We start from the raw sequence: 21,998 nt of genomic DNA on the forward strand, positions 1-21,998 counted from the left end.
CACAGACCAAGAACAAACTCATGGCCACACCGCTGAAGACCTTGATTGGGAAGTTGAACCAAACCTGCCGCCAGGCCGCCGAGCGCGCCGCCAGCCTGTGCATGGCGCAAGGCCATTACGAGGTGGACCTGGAACACCTGTTCCTGGCGCTGCTGGAAAAGCCCGCCAGCGACGTGAGCATCATTGCGCGGCGTTGCCACATTCACACCGATGCGTTGGAAGCGGACCTGAAGGCGGAAATCGGCCGCTTCAAGAACGGCAACACGCGCACGCCGGTGTTCTCCGCGCACCTGCCCAAGCTGTTCGAGCATGCCTGGCTGATTGCCTCGCTGGACACGCAGACGACGCGCATCCGCTCGGGGCACCTGCTGCTGGCCTTGCTGACCGAGCCAGACCTGGCGCAGTTGGCGCGCCGGGGCTCGTCCTTGTTCGAATCGTTCCGCCTGGATGCGTTGAAGCATGACTTCGCCGCTTTGACCGAAGGCTCGGAAGAGGCAGGGCAGGCGGTGGGCTTTGCCGACGCGGCGTCGCCCCAGGGGGATGACGGGCAGCCCGCGCCCGCCTTGTCGCCGTCGCCCGCGCTGGATCAGTACACGGCCAACCTGACCGAGCGCGCGCGCGACGGCAAGATTGACCCGGTGATCGGACGCGATGCCGAGATCCGCCAGATGATCGACATCCTGACGCGGCGGCGGCAGAACAACCCCATCCTGACCGGCGAAGCCGGCGTGGGCAAGACCGCCGTGGTGGAAGGCTTGGCGCTGCGCATCGTGGCGGGCGATGTGCCGCCCGCGCTGGCGGACGTGACGCTGCGCGTGCTGGACATGGGCTTGTTGCAGGCCGGCGCCAGCGTCAAGGGTGAATTCGAGAACCGGCTGAAGAACGTGATCGACGAGGTAAAGAAGAGCCCGTCGCCCATCATTCTGTTCATCGATGAGGCTCACACCATGATCGGGGCCGGCGGGCAGGCGGGCCAGAACGATGCCGCCAACCTGCTCAAGCCCGCGTTGGCGCGCGGCGAACTGCGCACCATCGCCGCCACCACCTGGAGCGAATACAAGAAGTACTTTGAGAAAGATGCGGCATTGGCCCGGCGTTTTCAGGTCGTGAAGGTGGAAGAGCCCGACGAAGCGCTGGCCGCCTCGATGCTGCGCGGCATGGCGCCGCTGATGGAGCGGCATTTTGGCGTGCGCATTCTGGACGAGGCCATCAGCGCGGCGGCCCGCTTGTCGCACCGCTATATCACCGGACGGCAATTGCCCGACAAGGCGGTCAGCGTGTTGGACACGGCTTGCGCTAGAGTGGCGCGGGGCCGTAGCGCCACGCCCGCGTTGATTGACGATGCGCGCCATCGCCTGACGCGCTTGCGCACCGAGCAAGCGGCGCTGCGCCGCGAAGCCGCCACCGGCGCACCGCAAGCGCGTTTGACGGAACTGGATGCCGAGATCGCCACGGTGGAACAGAGCTTGGCGGACGCGGAAGCGCGCCATGTGGCGGAGACGGGCCTGGTCGAACGGATCCATGCGCTGCGCGCCGAGCTGGAAGCGCAGGGGCAGGATGCGTCTGCCGCCGATGCTGATGCCGCCGCCCCAGCCCCGGCATCTACGACCTCACGCCGCAAGGCCGCAAAGCCCGCCCTGACGCCGGAACAGCAGCGCCTGGCCGGCCTGATGGAGGAGCTGCGTGCGCTGCAAGGCGAACAGCCGCTGGTGCCCGCCTGCGTGGACGGGCAGATCGTGGCGGAGATCATTTCGGCCTGGACCGGTATTCCCTTGGGCCGCATGGTCAACGATGAGATCCGCACCGTACTGCAATTGCAGCCGATGCTGGCCGAGCGCGTGATCGGGCAGGACCACGCGCTGCACGCCATCGCGCAACGGGTGCGCACGGCGCGCGCCGGCCTGGAAGACCCGGACAAGCCCAAGGGCGTGTTCCTGTTCGTAGGGCCGTCGGGCGTGGGCAAGACCGAGACGGCGCTGGCCCTGGCCGACATTCTGTACGGCGGCGAACGCAAGCTGATCACCATCAACATGAGCGAGTACCAGGAAGCGCACAGCATCTCGGGCTTGAAGGGTTCGCCGCCGGGCTACGTGGGGTATGGCGAAGGCGGTGTGCTGACCGAAGCCGTGCGGCGCCAGCCCTACAGCGTGGTGCTGCTGGATGAAATTGAAAAAGCCCACCCGGACGTGCTGGAAATGTTCTTCCAGGTGTTCGACAAGGGCGTGATGGACGACGCCGAAGGCCGCGAGATCGACTTCCGCAACACGCTCATCATCCTGACGTCCAACGTGGGGTCCAGCACGATCATGCAGGCCTGCCTGAACAAGCCCGCTGAAGAGCGCCCGACGCCGGAACAGTTGTCGGAACTGCTGGCGCCGCAGTTGTACAAGGCGTTCAAGCCCGCGTTCCTGGGGCGCATGAAGACCATTCCCTACTTCCCGGTGGATGACGACGCGCTGGCGCACATCATCGGCTTGAAGCTCGGCCGCATCGCGCGCCGCGTGCAGGCCACGCACCGCGCGGTGTTCGAGTGGGACGACGCGCTGGTGGAAGCCGTGCTGGCGCGCTGCACCGAGGTGGACACCGGGGCGCGCAACGTGGACCACATTCTGAATGGATCGCTACTGCCCGAGATTGCCGAGCAGGTGCTGGGCCGCATGGCGCAGGGCGAAGCCATCGCCAAGATCCGCGTGGGCGCGGGCAAGAATGGCGATTTCCGTTTTCGCATGAGCTGAGCCGGGAGACGTCGACATGGGCCTCGAACTTGCCGCCGCCAGCCTGTTGGGAGCCGGCTTCACGCAGGCCGATCGCCTGCTGGACCTGAGCACGCCGTTGGGCCAGGACAAGCTGCTGGCCGAACGGCTGCACGCCACCGAGCAGTTGAGCGACGGTGGCTACACCTTGCACGTGGATGCGCTGTCCGATGACGCGCATATTCCGCTGAAGACGCTGATCGGCCAACCGGTGCAGGTCGCCTTGCAGACGGCCCTGGGCCGGGATGAACCCCGGGTGTGGTGCGGGTTGGTTTCCGAGGCGCGCTTTGAAGGCGCCAACGGCGGCTTTGCGCGCTATCGGCTGCGCATCGAGCCGTGGCTGGCGCTGCTGCGCCAGCGGCGCGACAGCTTTGCCTTTCAGGACCTGTCCGTAATCGACATCGTTGACCGCGTCTTTGGCGACTACAACGGCCAGGGCGCCGTGGCGCCGCAATGGCGTTGGGAACTGAAAGACCGCGACGGCTACGCCAAGCGCAGCCTGACTATCCAGTATCGCGAAACCGACTACGCCTTCGTCGAGCGGCTGCTGGCCGAAGAGGGGCTGTTTTACTGGGTGGAGCATGAAGCGGGCGACGGCGAGCCGGGCACCCATACCGTCGTCATCGCCGACCACAACGGCGCCTTCAAGAACGGCCCGCAAGCCAGCGTGAAGTTCCATCGCGCGGATGCCACCGAAACCGAGGACACCATCCAGGGCTGGCGCAAGCGGCGCGCCTGGCGCACGAACGCGGTGCGCATCGCCACTTGGGACTATCGCGCCATGCAGGCCCGCCAGGCCAGCGCGCAGGTCGATGACAATATGCCGAACACGCTGGAATTGGCCGACTCGGACTATCCCGGCCAATACTTGTTTGAAGACAGCGGGCAGGGCGAGCGCCTGGCCCACAATGCGTTGGCCGCGCAGCGTGTGCGCCAGTCCTTGTACGAAGGCGACGGCACGGTGCGCACGCTTGCGCCGGGGCAGCGCTTTACGCTGACCGGCCATTGGGCGCCGTCGCAAGGTGAAGGCGGCGATTTCGTGGTGATGCGCATGCATCACGAGGCGCGCAACAACTTCGATGAAGACCTGGGGCGGGCGGTGGCCCAGGCGTTGGGCGCCGCCGGTACGCAAGAGGACGGCGATACGGAGTTCTATCGCAACCGCTTCGAGGCGATTGCCGCCACGCTGGAATATCGGCCCAGCACGCGGGACGGCCACGGGGCGCGGCTGCATCCGCGGCCCACGGTGCACGGCGCGCAGACCGCGCTGGTGGTGGGCGCGGCCGACCCCGTCCATACCGACCGCGACCACCGCGTGAAGATCCAGTTTCATTGGCAGCGGGGCAGCGCGTCCAGCAATCGGCAGGCGCATCCCGCCGGGGACGACAACGCGCCCGCATCCGAGGCGCTGGGCACCTGGGTGCGCGTGGCCGAACCGGTAGCCGGGTCGGATTGGGGTGGGCACTTCATCCCGCGCCTGGGCCAAGAGGTGCTGGTGCAGTTCTTGCATGGTGATATCGACCGCCCGGTGGTGGTGGGCGCCTTGTACAACGGTGCGGGCACGGAGAATGCCGCCAACAACCAGGTGCAGGGCGGCGCGGCCAAGGCCACCGGCAACGCGCCGGCGTGGTTCGCCGGCACGCAGGACGGGCACGCGCACAACGTGGTGATGTCGGGCTTCAAGACGCAGGCCCTGGCCGAAAGCGGCCGGGGCATGGGCGGCTATAACCAACTGGTGCAGGACGATACGCCGGGCCAGTCGCGCCTGACCGCGTCGACCACGCAAGCCGAGGCGCGGCTGAACCTGGGGCATCTGAAGCAGCAGCGCGACAACGAACGCTTGTCAGACCTGGGTCATGGCGCGGAACTGGCGACCAGCGAAGCGCTGGCGCTGCGCGCGGGCGAGGGCTTGCTGATCAGCGCCGACAAGCGCGAAGGCGCGATAGGCGGTCTGCTGGACAGCGAAGAAGCCATCCAGCAAATGGAAAAGGCCATCGAGCAAGCGGCCGAGTTGTCCGCCTGGGCGGGCCGCCAGGAGGCGGGCTTGTCCGGCGATGGGGACAAGACGCGGGCGGTTAATGAGTTGGAGACCGTGCGCAAGGTGATTGAAGGCACGAAGGAGGCTGAAACCCAGGAGGCTGAAACCCAGGGCGCTGCAACCCAGGGTGCGGAAGCCGCGGCGGTACCCGCTTACACACTGCCGCACATACAGGTCAGCGCGCCCAAGGGCATCGGCCAGTACACGCCGCACAACGCCTACACCGTGGCGGGCGCGACCTTGTGCCAGGTGGCCCCGGACGTGAACTGGGCGGCGGGCGCGAACCTGGCGATCTGTGTCGCGCAAGGCGTGGTGCTGTTCACCAAGGGCCTGGGCGGCAATGGGCGGGCGGTGTCCGAGCAAGGCATCCGCTTGCATGCAGCCGGCGGCAAGCTGCGTTTGCAGAGCCAGAAGGCGCGCATGCGCCTGGCTGCCGAAAAGGCGGTGACGCTGGTGTCGGCGCAGGGCGCGGTGGACGTGAACGCATCGAAGAAGGTCTTGGCCACGGCGGCGGGCGCTTACCTGCGCGTTGAAGGCGGCGGCATCCAGTTGCACGCGCCGGGCAAGGTGGAGCTGAAGGCGGGCGTGCACAGCTGGGTGGGGCCGCAAAGCGGCGCCGGTCCGGCGCAGCCGCCGCAGGGTGATTTGGAAGGCTGCGCCGCGGCGCTGGAAGACGCGGCCGGCAGCGGAGCGCTGGCGGCATGAGGATAGACCCGACGCACCCGGTGCATCCGACGGACCCGGCTCGCCCGACGCATCCGACGCACCCGAAGGACCCGGCACAAGCGGTCTCCGCGTCCCGGTCGACGCGCGCGGAGGCCGCCGTCGAACAAGCCATTGCCGGCCTGCGCGCCGTGCTGGACGCGCGCGCCAGCCGCCGCGTGCTGTTGCTGTGCGATTCCACGCTGGGCGACCCCTTGGCTGACGAGATCGCCACGGCGGGCCTGGCGCGGCGCGCGGTGGACCTGATATCGCAGGGCGCGTCCGCGCCTCCCTTGTATCTGGCCGAGGTACCCGACGAGATCCGGTACGAAAGGCTGGTCAACGCCAGCATGCGGCTGGCGGTGGACGAAGCCATGCGCCCCGCGCCCGCCATCAAGCGAGCGCGGTCGATGTCGGCGTGGCTGGCCACCGACCTGCCGCTGGCGGAAGTGGCGCAGCGCCTGATCCTGCGCGCGCGGCTGCGCGACGCGCAGGGGCGCATGCGCATCCTGCGCTTCTGGGATCCGCGCACGACGCAGTTTCAAAGCGAGCTGTATGCGGGCTGCGGGGGCGTCGTGGATCGCGGGCGCGGCGTGGATGTGCATCGACGGCTTTGCGCGCTGGCAGGCGCTGCCGGACACGCCCGGCCCCATGCAGACGGCCACGCCGGACTGGCCACGGCTGGCGCGCTTGGGCCAGGTGAACGCGGTGCTGCAACGGTTGAACGCGGGCGGGTTGGACTACGGCCCGTCGGCGCTGGAGCCGATACGTCGCGCGCTGGATGTGGCCAGCGCCTGCGGCATCAACGACGACGAAGACGCGGCGCTGTTCGCGGCCTGGCGCGTGCGTCTGGACGCGCCGTTGGAAAGCGCGCCGTCGTTTGCCGCGCTGCTGCGCGAGATTCAAGAAGAGGGCGGCCGCTTGCGCAACGCGGCCGAAGACATGGATGACGAGGATTGGCGGTTGTTTGCGCGGCAGGCGCAGGCACGGGAGGATCGACAAGCATGACGACTGACTACGACGCGCTTCCCTGCAAGGGCAAGTTTTGCGGCCGGCCGGGTTTGCCGATCCTGCCGATGCGGGTGGCGTATGTGCCGGGCGGCCGGAACGATCTGCCCAACGGCGTGTACGCGGACGCCGAACTGCACTACGAAACCATGCGCCAGGGCGCCTACATGCTGCGCGCCATCACGGCGGGTTATGTGTACGTGTGGGACCCGCGCCGCAGCTACGGGTGGCGCGCCTTCGCAGCCACCGCCACGGGCCAGATGAAGGAAGTGCCGGTGGACGACGACAACCGTCCGTCGGAGCAGCCCACGTTTACCTGCACGCGAGAAGGCCACGGCCTGGAATCGGCCTTGATCAACGTCGAGGCGCCGGCCAATGCATCGCGCTCGGTGTGGGTCGGCTATTCGCGCGTGTGGTGGACCCGTGACATCCGCCGCGAGCTGACGCGCGACGATCGTTGGCGCGGCAAGATCATGGTTGAACTTGACGCGCGCGACGTCTGGGGCGGCGGGCATCCCAAGCCGGATACCGGCTACCGCGTGACCGAAGACGGGGCCAACCTGGCCGCACATTCCATCGAGTTTCGCGATGCGGCCGGCGCCGCCACCTTGTTTAACAACACCTTGAGCCCGGGCGTGACCACCTTCGGCGGAAAGGCCGCCGAGATGGCGACCAAGATGCGGCAGATGACGCCCAAGGGCGGCGTGGTGCTGGCGCTGCGCGACCCGGTGGGCTTGCTGGCGGACATTTCGACCTGGCGCAACAAGCGCATGGGCGAACTGGCCGAGCACCACATGGACCCGACGCGGCTGCGCGAAGTGGGCGTGGCGCAGATCATCCTGGGCCTGGAAAAGCAGATGGACTCATCGGGCGATGAGATCCGGCGGATGCACGAACGCATCAACATGAGCAAGGTCTCCAGGACCATCAGCGACAACCGCGCCAGCGTCGACCGCATGAAGGACCTGATCGAAGGGGCGGGCAAGGACTGGGCGTGGTGGTACGGCCGCGAGGCCTTCTGGATGACGTTGAAGGCGTATTCGCCCAATGACGCCGTGGCGGGCCAGCGGTTGGAGGAAGACCTTGCGCTGTGCGTGGACGGCGCGGGCGCGGTGCACAGCGAGCACAAGGCCATCGATGATTCCTTGAAGGAAGACGACAAGGACGGGTTGTACGAAGCGATCTGGCGCGGGCTGGCCTCGAACGACGGCGAACTGCTGGCCTTCCTGCAAAAGGAGGCGCGCGGCAAGCTGTCCAAGCAGATCTCCAACGTCCGCAAGATGATCAAGAGCTACAACGACTGGCTGAAGGATCGCCGGGCAAAGGGCTTGCCGACGCCAAGCCGGGCGGCCACGACCGCGATCGGCCGCTTCATGGCGACCCAACTGCTGCGGCTGACGCTGGCGCGCGACCCGATCGCGGAACGGGTTGCCGCACGCGTGTCGATGACGATGGCGGCGCGCATGAATACCGTTCTGGTGGTGCGCAGCCACACGACCACGGTGCCGCGCATGATCGCGGACATGCACGAGATCATCTGGGAGCCCAACAACCGGTCCATGACGATTACGGCGGGGGGCGGCGTCAGCGCGACCCAGCACATGAACGCGGGGTGGATGGGCACGCAGTCCGAGGCGTCGCGATCGGTCACCATCAACTACGTGATTCCGGAGGAAGTGGACGCGCAGATGAATTCGGCTTCAACGAATGCCGCATCCACGACGCGCCCACGACCCGGGGCGGGTGCATCGCCGCCCTTGGGCCTGCCCGCGCCGCCGCCGGTGCTGGCCTTGCCGGCGCCGACCATGTCGCCCATGGCGGGGCTGATCAAGTACGCCAAGTCGCGCGACGCCTCGTACGCGGGCGCCACGGGCGTGATGGCGCTGGTGGCCATCTATACATCGGTGTCGGAGCTGAATGCGGCGCAAGCTGTCCAGGATGCGAAGAAGGAACGCAAGGCCTGGTTCGGCATCACCACCGGCGTGCTGGGGGTGGGCAGCGTGGCGATCGAAGTCACCACCGGCGCGATCGGCGCGCGCGTGGGCGCGAACACCGCGTTCACGATGAACCTGCGGCTGAATATGCGGCTGGCCACCTTCCGCACGGCGGGCGCGGTGTTCGCCACTGCCGCGACCTTCGTCGACAGCGCCAACAATGCGCTCAACGCCAAAGACCAGTACGACGTCCACAACTACGAAGCGGGCGGCGCCTATGCAACGTCGTCCGCCTTCCTGTTGATGTCCAGCCTGACCGGGGTGGCCACCGCTGTCATCGCGGTGGGCGGCGCGTTCAGCACGGCGGGCGTGGCGGCGGGCGCGGGCGGCTTCGGCGGCGCGATGGTGGGCCTGACCAGCGGCGGCACGGTGCTGCTGGGCATTCCGGTGTGGGGGTGGATCGCGTTGGGGCTGTGCCTGCTGGTGGCCGGCCTGTACTTCAAGTTCTGGGGCGACAGCGCCACCGAAAGCGAGCTTGAGGTCTGGTATACGCGCTGCTGCATGCGGGCCGAAGAGTTCGAAGGCGTGGAGGGCCGCGAGGTCTACGCGACGCGCGAGGACGAACTGGACGACTTCAACCGCGCGGTGTTCGGCGTGCGTGTGTCGCTGCAATGGTATGGCTTCTGGAGCGGGGAAGTCCTGGGCCGCGACCGGCTGGTGCTGGAAGTGATCATGCCCGGCTACACCCAAAGCAGCGACTACGCCTACAGCCTCAAGCTGGGCGGTGCGGGCGTTACCGCCGTGGTGTCCAGCAAGGGCTCGGTGCGCGCGCAGGACCCGGAGCTGCAACCGCGCGGCCCGTCGCAGGCGCAGATGGTGGCCGGCCGGCCCGACCCCAAGACGTGGATGGACAAGGCGGACGACTATGTCAACAGCCTGAGCTCGCGCCCCGGGTGGGCCGACATCTGGCGCTGGGTACGCAAGGACCGCAGCCAGTCCATCGAATTCACCAGCAAGCCGTGGGAAGATTCGGTGCAGTTCCAAGTTCATAATGGCTACGCGGTGTTGCGCACCGAGGTCCTGGTTGATGACGATATCTTCACCGAAGCGTTTCTCAAGGTGGAATTCTGGCCGGATCCGGAACGCATGCCGGAAGTCCGATCGCTGCCGGTGGGCGGCAACGGCACCAATCTTGTAAGAGCGGAAAATTGACAGGGTCCAAGCATGAATAGCAACGAAGGCATCCAGGCGGCCGTCTACACGCGCTGGCATCAACTGTCGGTGCCCTTGGCCTTTGCCTTGGCGGCCGGCAGCTTCATGCTGGTGGTGTTCAACCGGGGGCCGATGGTGCTGGCCATCGTGCTGGCGGTGTTGGGCCTGCTGGTGCCGCCGCTGGTGGCGTTCAAGGGCTTTCCCACCCGCAATGCCGTCAAGGTCACGCCCGATGGCCTGGAGTTTTCACGGCGGGGGCCGATTGCCTTTGCCGACCTGAAAAGCTGGGGTACGGACGACTACCTGAAACTGATCCGCCCGGGCCTGCCGACGCTGCTGGTCAGCGCGGTGGATCTGCCCAGCCGCGAGCGCTTGCTGCGCGAATTCGAACAGGCGTTGAACGCCTGGCAACAGCGCCAGCCCGCCGGCACCGAGCCCGCGCGCCGCACCCATTTCTATGGATCCACCGGCGGCCGTGTGGTGGGCGCGCTCATCACCGGGCTGGGCGTCGCGGCGGCGGCGATGGCGCTGAACATGCGCGAGCCGTCGATCTCGCTGGCGATCGTGGGCGGACTGGGCGCGTTGTTCGGCTTGGCGATGCTGGTCGGCAGGCGCGGCTGAACCGCTGCGGGGCGTGCCCCTGCGTGACGTGCCTCTGTGGGTTGAACCCAGGGGGGTGTCGCGTCCATCGCCAGTACAAAATGTTGCGGGTCGCGCCGCATGCCCTTGCTAGCATGGACTACGCCGGAATGACCCGGCGCACGTAGGAATCGTGGAGGTTGCCATGAACTCAAGAACAATGCTCAACCGGATGGCGGTGGTTGCGGCGGCGGGGGCCTTGCTGGCCGGCTGCGCCACGCAGCAGCAAACCAATACTGCCGTGGGAACGGGTGCGGGGGCGGCGGTGGGCGCCGGTATCGGCGCGCTGATCGGGCACGGCAAGGGCGCGGCCATCGGCGCCGGCAGCGGCGCCGTGGCGGGTGGCCTCGTGGGCTACAACTGGAAGGTCGTCAAGGAAGACGTACAGCAATCGGGCGCATCGTCCTTGGGCATCGATGTCGTCGAAATGCCCGATGGCAGCCTGAAGGTCAACATTCCCAGCGGCGTGTCGTTCGATACGGACAAGACGCAGTTGAAGCCGGCCTTGCTGCCGGTGCTGGACAGCGTGGGGCGTTCGCTCAACCAGCATCCCGAATTGCGCGCCAAGGTGGTTGGCCACACGGACAGCACCGGCGCGCTGGCGCATAACCAGACGCTGTCGGTCAACCGCGCCAAGAGCGTGACGGACTACCTGGCCAAGCAGGGCGTGGCCGCCGGCCGCATGAGCACGGAAGGGCGTGGGCCAAACGATCCCATCGGCGACAATGCCACCGCCGAAGGGCGCGCGCTGAACCGGCGCGTGGAAATCTATTTGTACGCCGTCAAGCAATAAGGCCTAGCCATGAGCATGCTTCCCCCCGCCCGTATCGGCACCGATACCGCCGTGGCCGCCCTGACCGGATGGCAGGCCGTGGCCATGCGTGACGCCATTGAAAAACGCTTCCGTTTTCCAAATTTCAATGCGGCATTCGGGTTCATGGCGCGTGTGGCCATGTTCGCGGAAAAGCTGAACCATCATCCAGAATGGACCAACGTCTACAACCGGGTGGACGTGACGCTGACCACGCATGACGCGGGCGGGGTGACCGAACTGGATGTGCGCATGGCGCAGTTCATGGACGAAGCGGCTGCGCAGATGGGCGCCACGGCGCCGAAGTCCGACGCCTAGCCGTCGTTTTCCTGTGCTTGCAGATGCTCGATCAGACGGTCGAGCATCTCTCCCAGCACCTGCTGTTCGCTGGCGCTCAGGCAGACGAAGATCTCTTCATTGCGCTGCGCAATCAGGTCGATGATGCGCTGGTATTGCGCCATGCCCGCCTGGGTGGGCGTCAGCACCACGCCGCGCCCGTCGGACGTGGACAGCGCCTTTTCAACCAGCCCGCGATCCACCAGCGCCTGCGCCGACCGGCTGGCCTGCCCTTTATTCAGGTTCGCCGCGCGCGCCAGATCGTTGACGGACAGCGGCGCATAGCGCCCGATCGCGGCCAGGCAGCGCGCTTCACCCAAAGGAATGCCGCAGTCTTCCAGATAGGCGCGATTCGTATCCCGGTCCGTGATCTTGTTGAGCACGTGCAGGCGATACGTCAGGAATCGTTCCAGGGCAGGCGGTTTCACGTTGGGAGGGCAGGAGTGGTGGCGGGGTAGTTTGCCACAGCGGCTTCGCCCTGGCAGGCGCTTTCGGCTTCGGCCAGCAGCGCCAGCGCCGTGGCCGCGTCTGGCTGCCGGCTTAATAGCGACAAGCCCAGTATCGATAGAAACAGCGGCGCCTGGGATTCCCCCACGCGCGTCAGCGTCTGCGCCATGCGGGTGTAGACCTGGTCAAGTTCGTCGTTGTTCATGCTTGGCCTTCCTGTGTTGCGGACTGGGCGATCAAGGGGTAATAGGGCGCCAGGGCGGCACGCAGTTGCGCGGCTTGCGGCGCGGACCAGCGGCCCAGCACATAGCCGTCGGGGCGGATCAGGATGACGGCGCCCGCGCTGGCGCCATAGCGCTCGCGCAACTGGCCGTGTGCATCGTTCAAGCCGCCGTCGCCAACGCTAAGCACCCGCAGCGGATGCGGCGCATCTTGCGTGTCGGCGGCAAGGGCGTCCAGTTCGCGCGCCAGATTCGATTCCAAGGGTGACACTGCCAGCAGCACGAAACCACGGCCGAAGCTCTCGCTGATATAGCGCGGCGTGTCGCCGTCTTGCAGGCGCGCGGCGGGCGGGGGCGGGCGGGGGGCGGCGGCGGGGCCGGCCTGCGGTGCGCCGTCGGTCAGGTTCAAGGGCGAGGCGTCGTAGGAAATGGGCGCGGACTGGCGCGGGTTGATCAGCGGGCGCACCGTGGCGTCCACCAAGGCCAGGCGCAGCGCGGCTTCGCGCATCAGGCGAAAACCGAAGTCGGGCGGCGCCATGAATTCGGTGCTCTTGGCGCCGTAGGCCAGGTTCTGGCGGGTGGCGTGCACGCGCTCGGTGCTGTAGCTGTCCAGCAGGCTGTCGGGCGCTTGGCCTTTCAAGACCCAGGCCAGTTTCCACGCCAGGTTGCCGGCGTCGTCCAGGCCGGAATTCAAGCCGCGCACGCCGAAGATCGGCACCAGGTGGCCGGCGTCTCCGGCGAACAGCACGCGCCCGTGGCGGTACTGGTTCAGCGTGAGGCATTTGGCGTTGTAGACGGAAATCCACAACGGTTTCCACGGCGCGGTTTCGCCGATCATGTCCAGATGGCTTTGCACGCGCGGCAGTACGTTTTCGGGTTTGACGGCTTCTTCGGGGTCTTCGTCGTCGCGGATCTGGTAGTCCACGCGCCAGACGTTGCCGGGCTGGCGATGCATCAGCAGGGTGGAACCGGGGTTGGATGGCGGGTCGAACCAGGCCAGGCGTTCCACGGGGCGGTTGGAGGCTTGTTCGATATCGACGATGACGTAGCGGCCTTCGTACTGCATGCCTTCCAGCTTCAGCCCCATGGCCTCGCGCACGGTGCTGCGTCCGCCGTCGCAGGCAATCAGCCAGTCGGCGCGCACGGTCTGGCGTTGGCCGTCGGTGTCGATGTCGACGCTGACGCCGTCCGCGTCGGTACGCAGGCCGGCCACGCGAGCCGACCATTGCAAGGCCGCCAGGTCCGGGTGGCGCTGCATGGCCTGATGGGCGTATTCCTCGATCGAGTACTGCTGGATGTTGACCATCGGCGCATAGCGTTGCAGCGGATCGTGCGGCATTTCGAAGTGCAGTACTTCGCGGTCACGGTAGTAGCTGCGGCCGCCGGTCCAGGGCAGCCCGGTGGCTACCAGCGGCTTGTCGGCGCCGGCCCACGCCATGATTTCCTGCGAGCGGCGCGAAATGCAGATGGCCCGGCTGCCGCTGCAATAGTCGTCGTCCGCCTCGACAGTCAGCGAGGCGATGCCGTATTCGGCCAGCAGGGCGGCCAGGGTAAGCCCGACGGGGCCTCCGCCGGCAATCAGAACGGGTACGTGCGAGGGAAGCGGCATCTTGTCTCTGGAATTTGGTTGTTTGCGCAACTATATTCCTAAAAAGTTGCGCACGCAACGATTTTGCGAGGACGTAAAAAAACCCGCCGAGGCGGGTTTTCGGGGTCAGCGCGGCGCGCTTACTTGCGCACGTTATAGATGCGCATCGCCTGCTGCTTCTGGTTGCCGTCCAACACGCGCAGCACCACCACGCGGGGGTTGAAGCCGTCGGGCAGGGTAAGGTCGCCCAGCGCGTAATCGTACCGGTCGACATTCAGTGCCGGGCCTTCGGGGGTGATCGTGGCGGCGCGGCCGTTGGGGTAGCTGCCTTCGATGGCGAACGTAAGCGTGCCCTGGAAGGGCGCGCCCGACGGTTCGTCGCGCATGACAAGCACTTGGTAGCCGAGTTGGCCGGTGCCGCGCTTGAAGGTGGCCGAGCGGATGCCCAGATTGCCGCCGCGCGGATCCGGCGGCATGGCGTCCTGGAACAGGACCAGTTCTTTGTTCAACGTGTCGATCTTGGCGCGGGCGTCGGCCAGTTCGGTCGTCAGTTTTTCATGGCCGGATTTATTGGCGTCGCGCTGCTGGGTGGCTTCTTCCAATTGCGTTTGCAGGCGCTGGCGCTCCAGATTGGAGGCGCTCAGCTCGCTGTGCAACGACTCGGACTGCTCGACCGTCAGGCGTTGCGGGCCGTAATTGGTTTGCAGGAAGAGCACGCCGCCCGCACCCAGGGCAATTCCCACCAGAAGCAGGACAAGCCAGCGCGGCAGGCGCCGCGTGCGTTGACCGGGTTGGTATACGGAGGGCTTGAACACGGCCCGTTGCGATCTTCCAAACATCCCCATTCCTAGAAAACTTCCTGTGTGTGTGCTTGTCCGCCGCGACGGTGTCCGCGCGCGCGTCAAAGCGTCAGAGAATACCCCGTTAGCCAGGGCGGTTGGGTGCGCGGAAAATCCTGGTTGCGCACCTTGATATTGTGAAATATGTGAGCGTCAGCGTGCCGCTGCGAGAAGCTCCGCGTCCAGGTCGGCAAGCCGTTGCGGGGTGCCGACGTCGGTCCATCGGCCATCATGATGCGCGCCGCGCGCCAGGTTCCGGCCCATTGCTTGCCGAAGCAAGGGCGCCAGGGGCGCCGCCGTGCCGCGCTGGACATCCGCGAACAACGAGGGATGGTAGACGCCGATGCCTGCATAGGTCAAACGCGGGTGGCCGTCGGCATGCAGGCCGCCGTCCGACGACAGCCGGAAATCGCCGTTCGGGTGCTGGACGGGGTTGTCGACCATCAGCAGCCAGGCACCGCCGTCGGGCACTTCGGCCGCCAGGGCAGGGGCCAACGCGGGATTCCAGTCGCACCAGACGTCGCCGTTCATGACCAGGAACGGCGTGTCGCCCAGCAGGGGCAACGCCTGCGCGATGCCGCCGGCGGTTTCCAACGCGGTGGCTTCGGCGGAATAGCGAACCCGCAGGCCGAACGCGCTGCCGTCGCCCAGCGCGCGTTCGATCTCGTGGCCGAGCCAGGCGTGGTTGATGACCACGTCCCGGAACCCCGCCGCGGCCAGCCGTTCCAGGTGCCAGACGATCAAGGGCTTGCCGCCCACCGCCAGCAAGGGCTTGGGCAGGTGGTCGGTCAAGGGGCGCATGCGTTCGCCGCGGCCCGCGGCAAGAATCATGGCCCGCATCAGAACGTGTACCCGACGCGGACCTGGCGGTCGTCCAGCTTGTCCAGCAGGCGCAGCAAGGGCGTGAAGACGCCGTAGCGCTGGGCCACCTGGCGCACGTAACCGTTCACGCGCGGCATGTGCGCCAGGTAATGCGCCTTGCCGTCGCGGTGGTTCAGGCGGGCGAACACGCCCAGGATGCGCAGGTTGCGCTGCAAGCCCATCCATTCATAGGCGCGGTGGAAATCAGCGAAGTCGGCATCGACGGGCAAGCCCGCGGCGCGCGCCATTTCCCAATAGCGGATCGCCCAGTCCAATTGCTGCGGTTCTTCCCAGGTGGTGCGCGCGTCGGTCACCAATGACGCCAGGTCATAGGTGATGGGGCCGGCCAGCGCGTCCTGGAAATCGATGACGCCCGGGTTGGGGCCGTATTGCGGCTGGTCGCAGACCATCAGGTTGGGGGAATGGAAGTCGCGGTGCACCAGCACTTGCGCCTGGCCGCCATTGCTGGCCGACAGCAGGGCGAAGATTTTTTCCAGCGCGTTGGCGGTTTTGTCGTCCAGCGTCACGCCATGGTGCTTCTCGACATACCACTGGGGAAAGAGGGTGAGCTCGTCGGCCAGGCGGGGGGTGTCGTAGGTGGCCAGGCCGGTGGTGGCGGCTTGTTGCAGCCGGACCAGCGCGGCCAGCGCTTCGCGGTACATCGTTTGAAGCTGGCTGTCGGACAGGCCGGCCTGGATGCGCTGGTAGTAGGTCTGCTCGCCCAGGTCGGACAGCAGCAGCAGGCCTTGGTCAAGATCCTGTGCCAGCACCTTGGGCACGTTCAGGCCGGCGTCGGCCAGCAACTGGCCCACGTGCAGAAAGGGGCGGCAGTCTTCGTGGGCGGGGGGCGCGTCCATGACAATCAGGGTGCGCTCGCCGGCGTCCAGCCTGAAGTAGCGGCGGAAACTGGCGTCGGCGGAGGCCGGGCGCAGCGAGTCCACGGCCAGGTTCAAGGCGGCGGGCAGGCTATCCAGCCAGTTGCGGATCTGCGCCAGGCGGGGGTCGTGATCGTTTTTCAAGGATGATCCGTGTCAGAAGGGCAATATTGCTGAAATTTGCGTTCGGCGCACATAAGGCTGGGCGTATGGCGCGGCTTCTCTATAATACCGGCTCGATTCCACCAGCATCGGCGGTTCTTTGTCGTCGGTGCCAGGCATTTCCATCGTCAAAAAGGGCTGTTTTCACTCGTGCGCAAGGTTCGGTGGTTGATCCTCTCTGCTGTCAGCGTTGCCGCCGGAGCCGTCCAGGCTCAAGGTAGCCAAGGTTCGACTCCCGCTGCACCCTCGGCAACCGCCACCCCCGCGGCTCCCGTGTTGCGCACGTCGCCCGGTTTGCGCATGCATCGCCTGCCGGACGACAGCATCCCCGCTTACATGGAAGCGGACAGCATCGAGGGCGATCCGGAGTCCGACCTGACCCTGAGCGGCAGCGCGCAAGTGCGCCGCATCGACGGGATCATCAAGGGCGACCGCATCAACTATCGCAAGGACACGGGCGAAGTCGACGTCCAGGGCAGCGCGCGCATGATGCGCGACGGCACCTTGGTGACCGGCCCGAACGCGAAGTTCAACGTCGACAAGTATTCAGGCGAAGTCGAACAGCCCAATTTCTGGATGGGCGCCACCGGCGGCTTTGCCGTGGCCGAACACGCCGACATCTTCAGCAAGTCGCAGATGCGGCTGCATACGGTCACGTATAGCGGCTGCTCGTGCGAAACGCCGTCCTGGTACATCAAGGCCAAGACGGTCGATATCGACTTCGACGAAAACGAAGGCGTGGCGCGCAACGGCGTGCTGTATTTCAAGGACGTGCCGATCCTGGCGTCGCCCTACATGACCTTCCCGGTCAAGAAAGAGCGCAAGTCGGGCTTCCTGATGCCGACCTACGGCACCACCAGCCAGGGCGGCTTTGATTTTTCGCTGCCGTACTACCTGAACCTGGCCCCCAATTACGACCTGACCTTGCAGCCGCGCTATTTCTCCAAGCGCGGCATGCAGTTGGGCGGCGAATTCCGCTACCTGGGGTCGTCCTATGTGGGCACCATCGACGGCGCCTATCTGCCCAACGACAACGTCACCAGCGAAGACCGCTGGATGTACTGGTGGCGCCATCAGCAGACGTTTTCGCACGGCTTCTACGCCGACTGGGATCTTGCCAAGGTATCGGACGACGACTACTTCCGCGACATCTCGCAGTTGGGCCTGAACCAGGCGTCCACCACCTACCTGCCGCAGCGCGGCCGCGTGGGTTGGGCGTCCAACTACTGGAGCGCCTACGCCCAGGTCTACAAGTACCAGACGCTGCAGGATCCGGACGCGCCGCTGGTGCCGCCGTATGACAAGGAGCCCGAGCTCTACCTGCGTGGCGCGCGCTACGACTGGGGCGGCTTCGATGTGGACTGGACCTCGACCGCCGTGCGTTTCCGCCGTCCTGATTTCGGCTCCACGGTGCGTTACCCCGACGGCGACCGCCTGCAGTCCTACCCGACGGTGTCCTACCCGATCGTGCGGCCGGGCTGGTTCATCATCCCGAAGGCGGGCGTGAACTACACCCAGTACCAGACCAAGTGGTATGGCGAGGACGCGCTCGGCCTGAACGGCGGGTCGGCCGACGGCCTGCCGCGCTCGCAATCGCGCACCGTGCCGATCATGTCGCTGGACGCGGGCTTGATTTTCGAACGCGACACGAGTCTGTTCGGCAAGGCCTCCACGCAAACGCTGGAACCGCGCCTGTACTACCTGCGCGTGCCGTATCGCGACCAGTCCAAGATGCCGGTCTACGACACGTCGCTGGCTGATTTCAGCTTCTCGCAGGCGTTTGAAGAAAACATCTACACCGGCGGTTGGGACCGTATTTCCAACGCCAACCAACTGACCGCCGCGCTGACCACGCGCTGGCTGGACGCCAACACCGGCTTCGAGCGCATGTCGCTGGCCGTGGCGCAGCGCCTGTACTTTGAAGACCAGGAGGTCACGCTGCCCGGCGAAACGCCGCGTGAAAACGTCCGTTCCGACTTCCTGGTGGGCGCCAGCGCGGCGTTGACCGACACGCTCAGCACGGATGTGGCGGCGCAGTACAACCCCTACGACAACCAGTGGTCGCGCGGCCTGGTCAGCGCCCGCTGGTCACCGCAGCGCCTGACCACGGTGGCGGTGTCGTATCGTTATCAGCGTGACCCGCAACCGGGTGTCCAATACCAGCCCCAGGGCCAGAACCAGGTCAGCCTGGCGGTCCAATGGCCGTTCAGCAAGCGCTGGTACGGTGTGGGCCGGGTGGACTATTCCTTGCGCTCCGGGCCGTCCAGCACGGTCGCCAATACGACGGAATCTCCCCGCGTGACGCAGGCCATCGCTGGTCTGGAGTACAAGGGTGATTGCTGCTGGGTGGGCCGCGTGGTCTACCAGCGCTATGCCGTATCGGCAACGGACGCCAACTCCGCAGTGTTCTTCCAGCTTGAGCTGAGCGGGCTGGGTTCCCTGGGAACCGACCCGATGAACCTGCTGAACAGAAGTATCCCCGGCTACACCAGCATTACACCGCCCGTGCCGGCTGGGACCACATTTGAAAGGTATGAATGATGCGTAGGTTGCACTCTTTGCGCCGCCTGTCCGGCAGTGCGCTGTTGTTGGCCCTTTGCGCCGGTCTGTCCGCCGCGCCCGTGGCCGCACAGACAGGCCGGGCCGCGAACAACGGCGCCAAGGCCGCGCCCGCCGCGCCGCAGGGCGAGCAGTTCGTGGACGGCATTGCCGCGGTGGTCGACAAGGACGTGATCACGCTGCGCGAACTGCGCGAGGCGTCGACCCGCATTTCGGCCGAACTGAAGGCGCGCGGCATCCAGGTGCCCGACGACCAGACGCTGCAGCATCAAGTGCTGCAACGCCTGATCATGGAGCGCGTGCAGCGCCATGAAGCCGATCGTCTGGGCATTCGCGTGGACGACGCGCAAGTCGATCAGGCCATCCAGACGATCTCCAGCCGCAACAAGATCAGCGTGGCGCAACTGCGCGCCGAAATCGAAAAGTCGGGCACGACCTGGGATAACTACCGCAAGTCGTTGCGCGACGAGATCCGCACGGACCGCCTGCGTCAACGCGCGGTGGATTCGACGATTGTCATCTCGGACAACGAAGTCGACGCTTTCCTGAGGGACCAGCGCCGCAACCCGGCGTTTGGCGCCGCGCCCCAGGCTCAGCCCCAACCGCAGGCGCAGCCCCAGCAGGCGCCCGAGCAAGCCGCGGCGCCTTCGGGCCCGATGCTTTACGCGCTGGCGCAGATTCTGGTGCGTGTGCCGGAAGGCTCGTCGCCCGAACAGTTGGCTGTGCTGCGCAAGAAGGCCGAAGACATCCTGGCGCGCGCCAAGCGTGGCGACGACTTCGCCAGCTGGGCGGCCGCCGCGTCTGACGGCCCGGAAGCGCTGCAAGGCGGCGTCATGGGCGTGCGTCCCCTGGACGGCTGGCCCGATCTGTTCGTCAAGGCCATCAGCGATCTGCAAAAGGGTCAGGTCAGCAACCTGATCCAGAGCGGCAACGGTTTCCACATCATCAAGGTGATGGACCGTGGCACGGCACAGCCGGCCCCGGGTCGCACCGCGCGCGCACCGGCTCCCACGCCCGCGCCGCAGCCCGCCGCGCGTCCGCAAGCCGCCGCCGCGCAGCAAGGCCCCACCGAAGTGATGCAGACCCGCGCGCGTCACATCCTGATCAAGACGTCCACCGTCATGAGCGACGAAACCGCGCGCCAGCGCCTGGAACAGGTGCGTCAGCGCCTGGTGTCGGGCACCGCCAAGTTCGAAGACATGGCGCGCCAGTACTCGCAGGATTCCACCGCGCCGCAGGGCGGCGAGCTGGGTTGGCTGAACCCGGGTGAAACCGTGCCGCCGTTCGAAGCCGCCATGAACGCCCTGAAGCCGGGCGAGATCAGCCAGCCGGTTCAGTCGCCTTTCGGTTGGCACTTGATCCAGGTTGAAGAACGCCGCCAGCATGACGCCACCGACGACATGGCCCGCATGAAGGCGCGCCAGACCTTGTTCGAGCGCCGCGCTCAACCGGCTTTTGAAGATTGGCTTGAGCAGTTGCGCGCTCAGGCTTATATCGACAACCGGCTTGAAAAGCAGCAGAAGATCCAGCAGAACAACCGCTAAACGCATTACAGGCTTTTCATGTCTCAACACCAGGCGCGCAAGCGCTTCGGCCAGAACTTCCTGACCGACGAAAGCGTCGTCGAGTCCATCGTCCGGGCGGTTGCACCCGCCCGCGATGATGCCGTGGTCGAGATCGGCCCAGGTTTGTCTGCGCTTACCCGGCCGCTGCTTGAGCGTCTGGACCACCTCACCGCCGTTGAAATCGACCGCGACCTGGCCGCGCGCCTGCGCAAGCAGTTCGAGGCGTCCCGCCTGACCGTGGTCGAGGCCGACGCGCTGACGGTGGATTTTTCGCAGTTCGGCAGCGCGCTGCGTGTCGTGGGCAACCTGCCGTACAACATTTCCAGCCCGCTGCTGTTTCATCTGATGACTTGGGCCGACCACATCCGCGACCAGCATTTCATGCTGCAACGCGAAGTGATCGACCGCATGGTGGCGAAACCGGGTTCGGGTGACTTCAGCCGTCTGTCGGTGATGCTGCAATCGCGCTACCGCATGCACAAGCTGTTTGATGTGCCGCCGGAAGCCTTCGACCCCCCGCCCAAGGTGGTGTCCGCGATCGTGCGCATGGTGCCCTTGCCGGCAGACCGCCTGCAACCGGTCAGCGTCCGCGCCTTTGAAACGGTGGTGGCCCGCGCGTTTTCGCAGCGCCGCAAAATGCTGCGCCGGGTGCTGGCCGACTGGGCGCCGCAAGTCCCCTGGGAAGCCCTGGACATCGCCCCCACCGCCCGCGCCGAAGACATTTCGGTCGACCGCTACATCCGCCTGTCAGACGCATTGGTCCAGGCCGGCCTGCTCTCGTAGGATGGGTGCAGCGCGAAGATCACGTCAATATTGAGCAGACGGCCAACGCGCGAAACCCATCAAACGAAGGTGGAATTAAGGCGGAATCCGCCACATAGGCATCGCTGGATTTCGAACCGGGATCAGCCACACCGCCGACGCCGCCCGATGGGTTACGCGCGATCGGCGTTATTTCCCTTCTGCCCGCCTTCCCGCGCTTCACCCATCCTACGACCAACCACGACACGTTGCCATGTAGGATGGATGCAGCGCGAAGATCACGTCAATATTGAGCAGACGCCAAACGCGCGGAACCCATCAAACGAAGGTGGAATTAAGGCGGAATCCGCCACATAGGCATCGCTGGATTTCGAACCGGGATCAGCCACACCGCCGACGCCGCCCGATGGGTTACGCGCGATCGGCGTTATTTCCCTTCTGCCCGCCTTCCCGCGCTTCACCCATCCTACGACCAACCACGACACGTTGCCATGTAGGATGGGTGCAGCGCGAAGATCACGTCAATAATGAGCAGACGCCCAACGCGCGAAACCCATCAGACGAAGGTGGAATTAAATCCAGAATCCGCCACATAGTCAGCGCCGGACCAAGAAACGTTGCCATGTAGGATGGGTGCAGCGCGAAGATCACGTCAATATTGAGCAGACGCCAAACGCGCGGAACCC

16 protein-coding genes are annotated in these 21,998 nt (G+C 66.2%); 10 read left to right on the top strand and 6 right to left on the bottom strand.

The features are described 5' to 3' along the window. Positions 1-20: 20 nt before the first annotated feature. The 7 genes from tssH (at position 21) to ACE04A_RS05805 (ending at position 11,415) form a co-directional block, all read left to right on the top strand. Entirely contained in the window at positions 21-2,735 is a 2,715-nt protein-coding gene (gene tssH, locus ACE04A_RS05775) for a type VI secretion system ATPase TssH (RefSeq protein ID WP_485819931.1), read from the top strand. Positions 2,736-2,751: 16 nt separating this feature from the next. Then, positions 2,752-5,496 (top strand): type VI secretion system Vgr family protein, encoded by a 2,745-nt coding sequence (locus tag ACE04A_RS05780; protein WP_448715836.1) that lies wholly within the window; start codon positions 2,752-2,754, stop codon positions 5,494-5,496. 552 nt (positions 5,497-6,048) lie between these two features. Further along, a complete protein-coding gene (locus ACE04A_RS05785; protein WP_485819932.1) occupies positions 6,049-6,501 on the top strand; it encodes a hypothetical protein in 453 nt (150 codons plus the stop codon). Further along, a complete protein-coding gene (locus tag ACE04A_RS05790) occupies positions 6,498-9,647 on the top strand; it encodes a T6SS effector BTH_I2691 family protein (protein WP_448715838.1) in 3,150 nt (1,049 codons plus the stop codon). Before ACE04A_RS05785 ends, ACE04A_RS05790 begins: the two co-directional genes overlap by 4 nt. A gap of 12 nt (positions 9,648-9,659) precedes the next feature. Continuing rightward, complete coding sequence (locus ACE04A_RS05795) at positions 9,660-10,268, top strand: hypothetical protein (RefSeq protein ID WP_448715839.1); 609 nt, start codon at positions 9,660-9,662, stop codon at positions 10,266-10,268. Between the two features lie 163 nt (positions 10,269-10,431). Then, entirely contained in the window at positions 10,432-11,079 is a 648-nt protein-coding gene (locus ACE04A_RS05800) for a YiaD family glycine zipper/OmpA-like lipoprotein (protein WP_485819933.1), read from the top strand. 9 nt (positions 11,080-11,088) lie between these two features. Continuing rightward, positions 11,089-11,415, top strand: a complete 327-nt coding sequence (locus ACE04A_RS05805) for a 4a-hydroxytetrahydrobiopterin dehydratase (RefSeq protein WP_050447524.1) — start codon at positions 11,089-11,091, stop codon at positions 11,413-11,415. Here ACE04A_RS05805 and ACE04A_RS05810 read toward each other — a convergent pair. The 6 genes from ACE04A_RS05810 to ACE04A_RS05835 all read right to left on the bottom strand — a co-directional run bounded on the left by ACE04A_RS05810 (position 11,412) and on the right by ACE04A_RS05835 (position 16,408). Beyond that, positions 11,412-11,861 (bottom strand): MarR family winged helix-turn-helix transcriptional regulator, encoded by a 450-nt coding sequence (locus ACE04A_RS05810; RefSeq protein WP_448715840.1) that lies wholly within the window; start codon positions 11,859-11,861, stop codon positions 11,412-11,414. The genes ACE04A_RS05805 and ACE04A_RS05810 overlap by 4 nt on opposite strands. Continuing rightward, positions 11,858-12,085 (bottom strand): hypothetical protein, encoded by a 228-nt coding sequence (locus ACE04A_RS05815; protein WP_448715841.1) that lies wholly within the window; start codon positions 12,083-12,085, stop codon positions 11,858-11,860. Before ACE04A_RS05815 ends, ACE04A_RS05810 begins: the two co-directional genes overlap by 4 nt. Continuing rightward, complete coding sequence (locus ACE04A_RS05820) at positions 12,082-13,710, bottom strand: FAD-dependent monooxygenase (RefSeq protein WP_485819934.1); 1,629 nt, start codon at positions 13,708-13,710, stop codon at positions 12,082-12,084. The genes ACE04A_RS05815 and ACE04A_RS05820 overlap by 4 nt, the downstream gene beginning before the upstream one ends. Before the next feature lie 119 nt (positions 13,711-13,829). Beyond that, on the bottom strand, positions 13,830-14,528 hold the full coding sequence (locus ACE04A_RS05825; protein WP_100853040.1) for a DUF6776 family protein: 699 nt from the start codon (positions 14,526-14,528) through the stop codon (positions 13,830-13,832). Between the two features lie 153 nt (positions 14,529-14,681). After that, positions 14,682-15,368, bottom strand: a complete 687-nt coding sequence (gene murU / locus ACE04A_RS05830; protein ID WP_448715843.1) for an N-acetylmuramate alpha-1-phosphate uridylyltransferase MurU — start codon at positions 15,366-15,368, stop codon at positions 14,682-14,684. Beyond that, positions 15,368-16,408: an aminoglycoside phosphotransferase family protein gene (locus ACE04A_RS05835; RefSeq protein WP_279996479.1), complete on the bottom strand. Its 1,041-nt coding sequence runs from the start codon at positions 16,406-16,408 to the stop codon at positions 15,368-15,370. Before ACE04A_RS05835 ends, murU begins: the two co-directional genes overlap by 1 nt. Before the next feature lie 168 nt (positions 16,409-16,576). On the opposite strand from ACE04A_RS05835, the gene ACE04A_RS05840 reads away from it, so the two are divergent. From ACE04A_RS05840 to rsmA, 3 genes are read left to right on the top strand one after another with little or no spacing between them, the layout of a single operon-like run. Then, on the top strand, positions 16,577-18,967 hold the full coding sequence (locus tag ACE04A_RS05840) for an LPS-assembly protein LptD (RefSeq protein ID WP_279996480.1): 2,391 nt from the start codon (positions 16,577-16,579) through the stop codon (positions 18,965-18,967). Continuing rightward, positions 18,964-20,529: a peptidylprolyl isomerase gene (locus tag ACE04A_RS05845; RefSeq protein ID WP_485819935.1), complete on the top strand. Its 1,566-nt coding sequence runs from the start codon at positions 18,964-18,966 to the stop codon at positions 20,527-20,529. Before ACE04A_RS05840 ends, ACE04A_RS05845 begins: the two co-directional genes overlap by 4 nt. A gap of 18 nt (positions 20,530-20,547) precedes the next feature. Further along, complete coding sequence (gene rsmA / locus ACE04A_RS05850) at positions 20,548-21,333, top strand: 16S rRNA (adenine(1518)-N(6)/adenine(1519)-N(6))-dimethyltransferase RsmA (protein WP_279996481.1); 786 nt, start codon at positions 20,548-20,550, stop codon at positions 21,331-21,333. The last annotated feature ends 665 nt before the right edge of the window (positions 21,334-21,998 follow it).

The sequence above is a fragment of the Achromobacter colocynthidis genome (genome assembly GCF_057334535.1).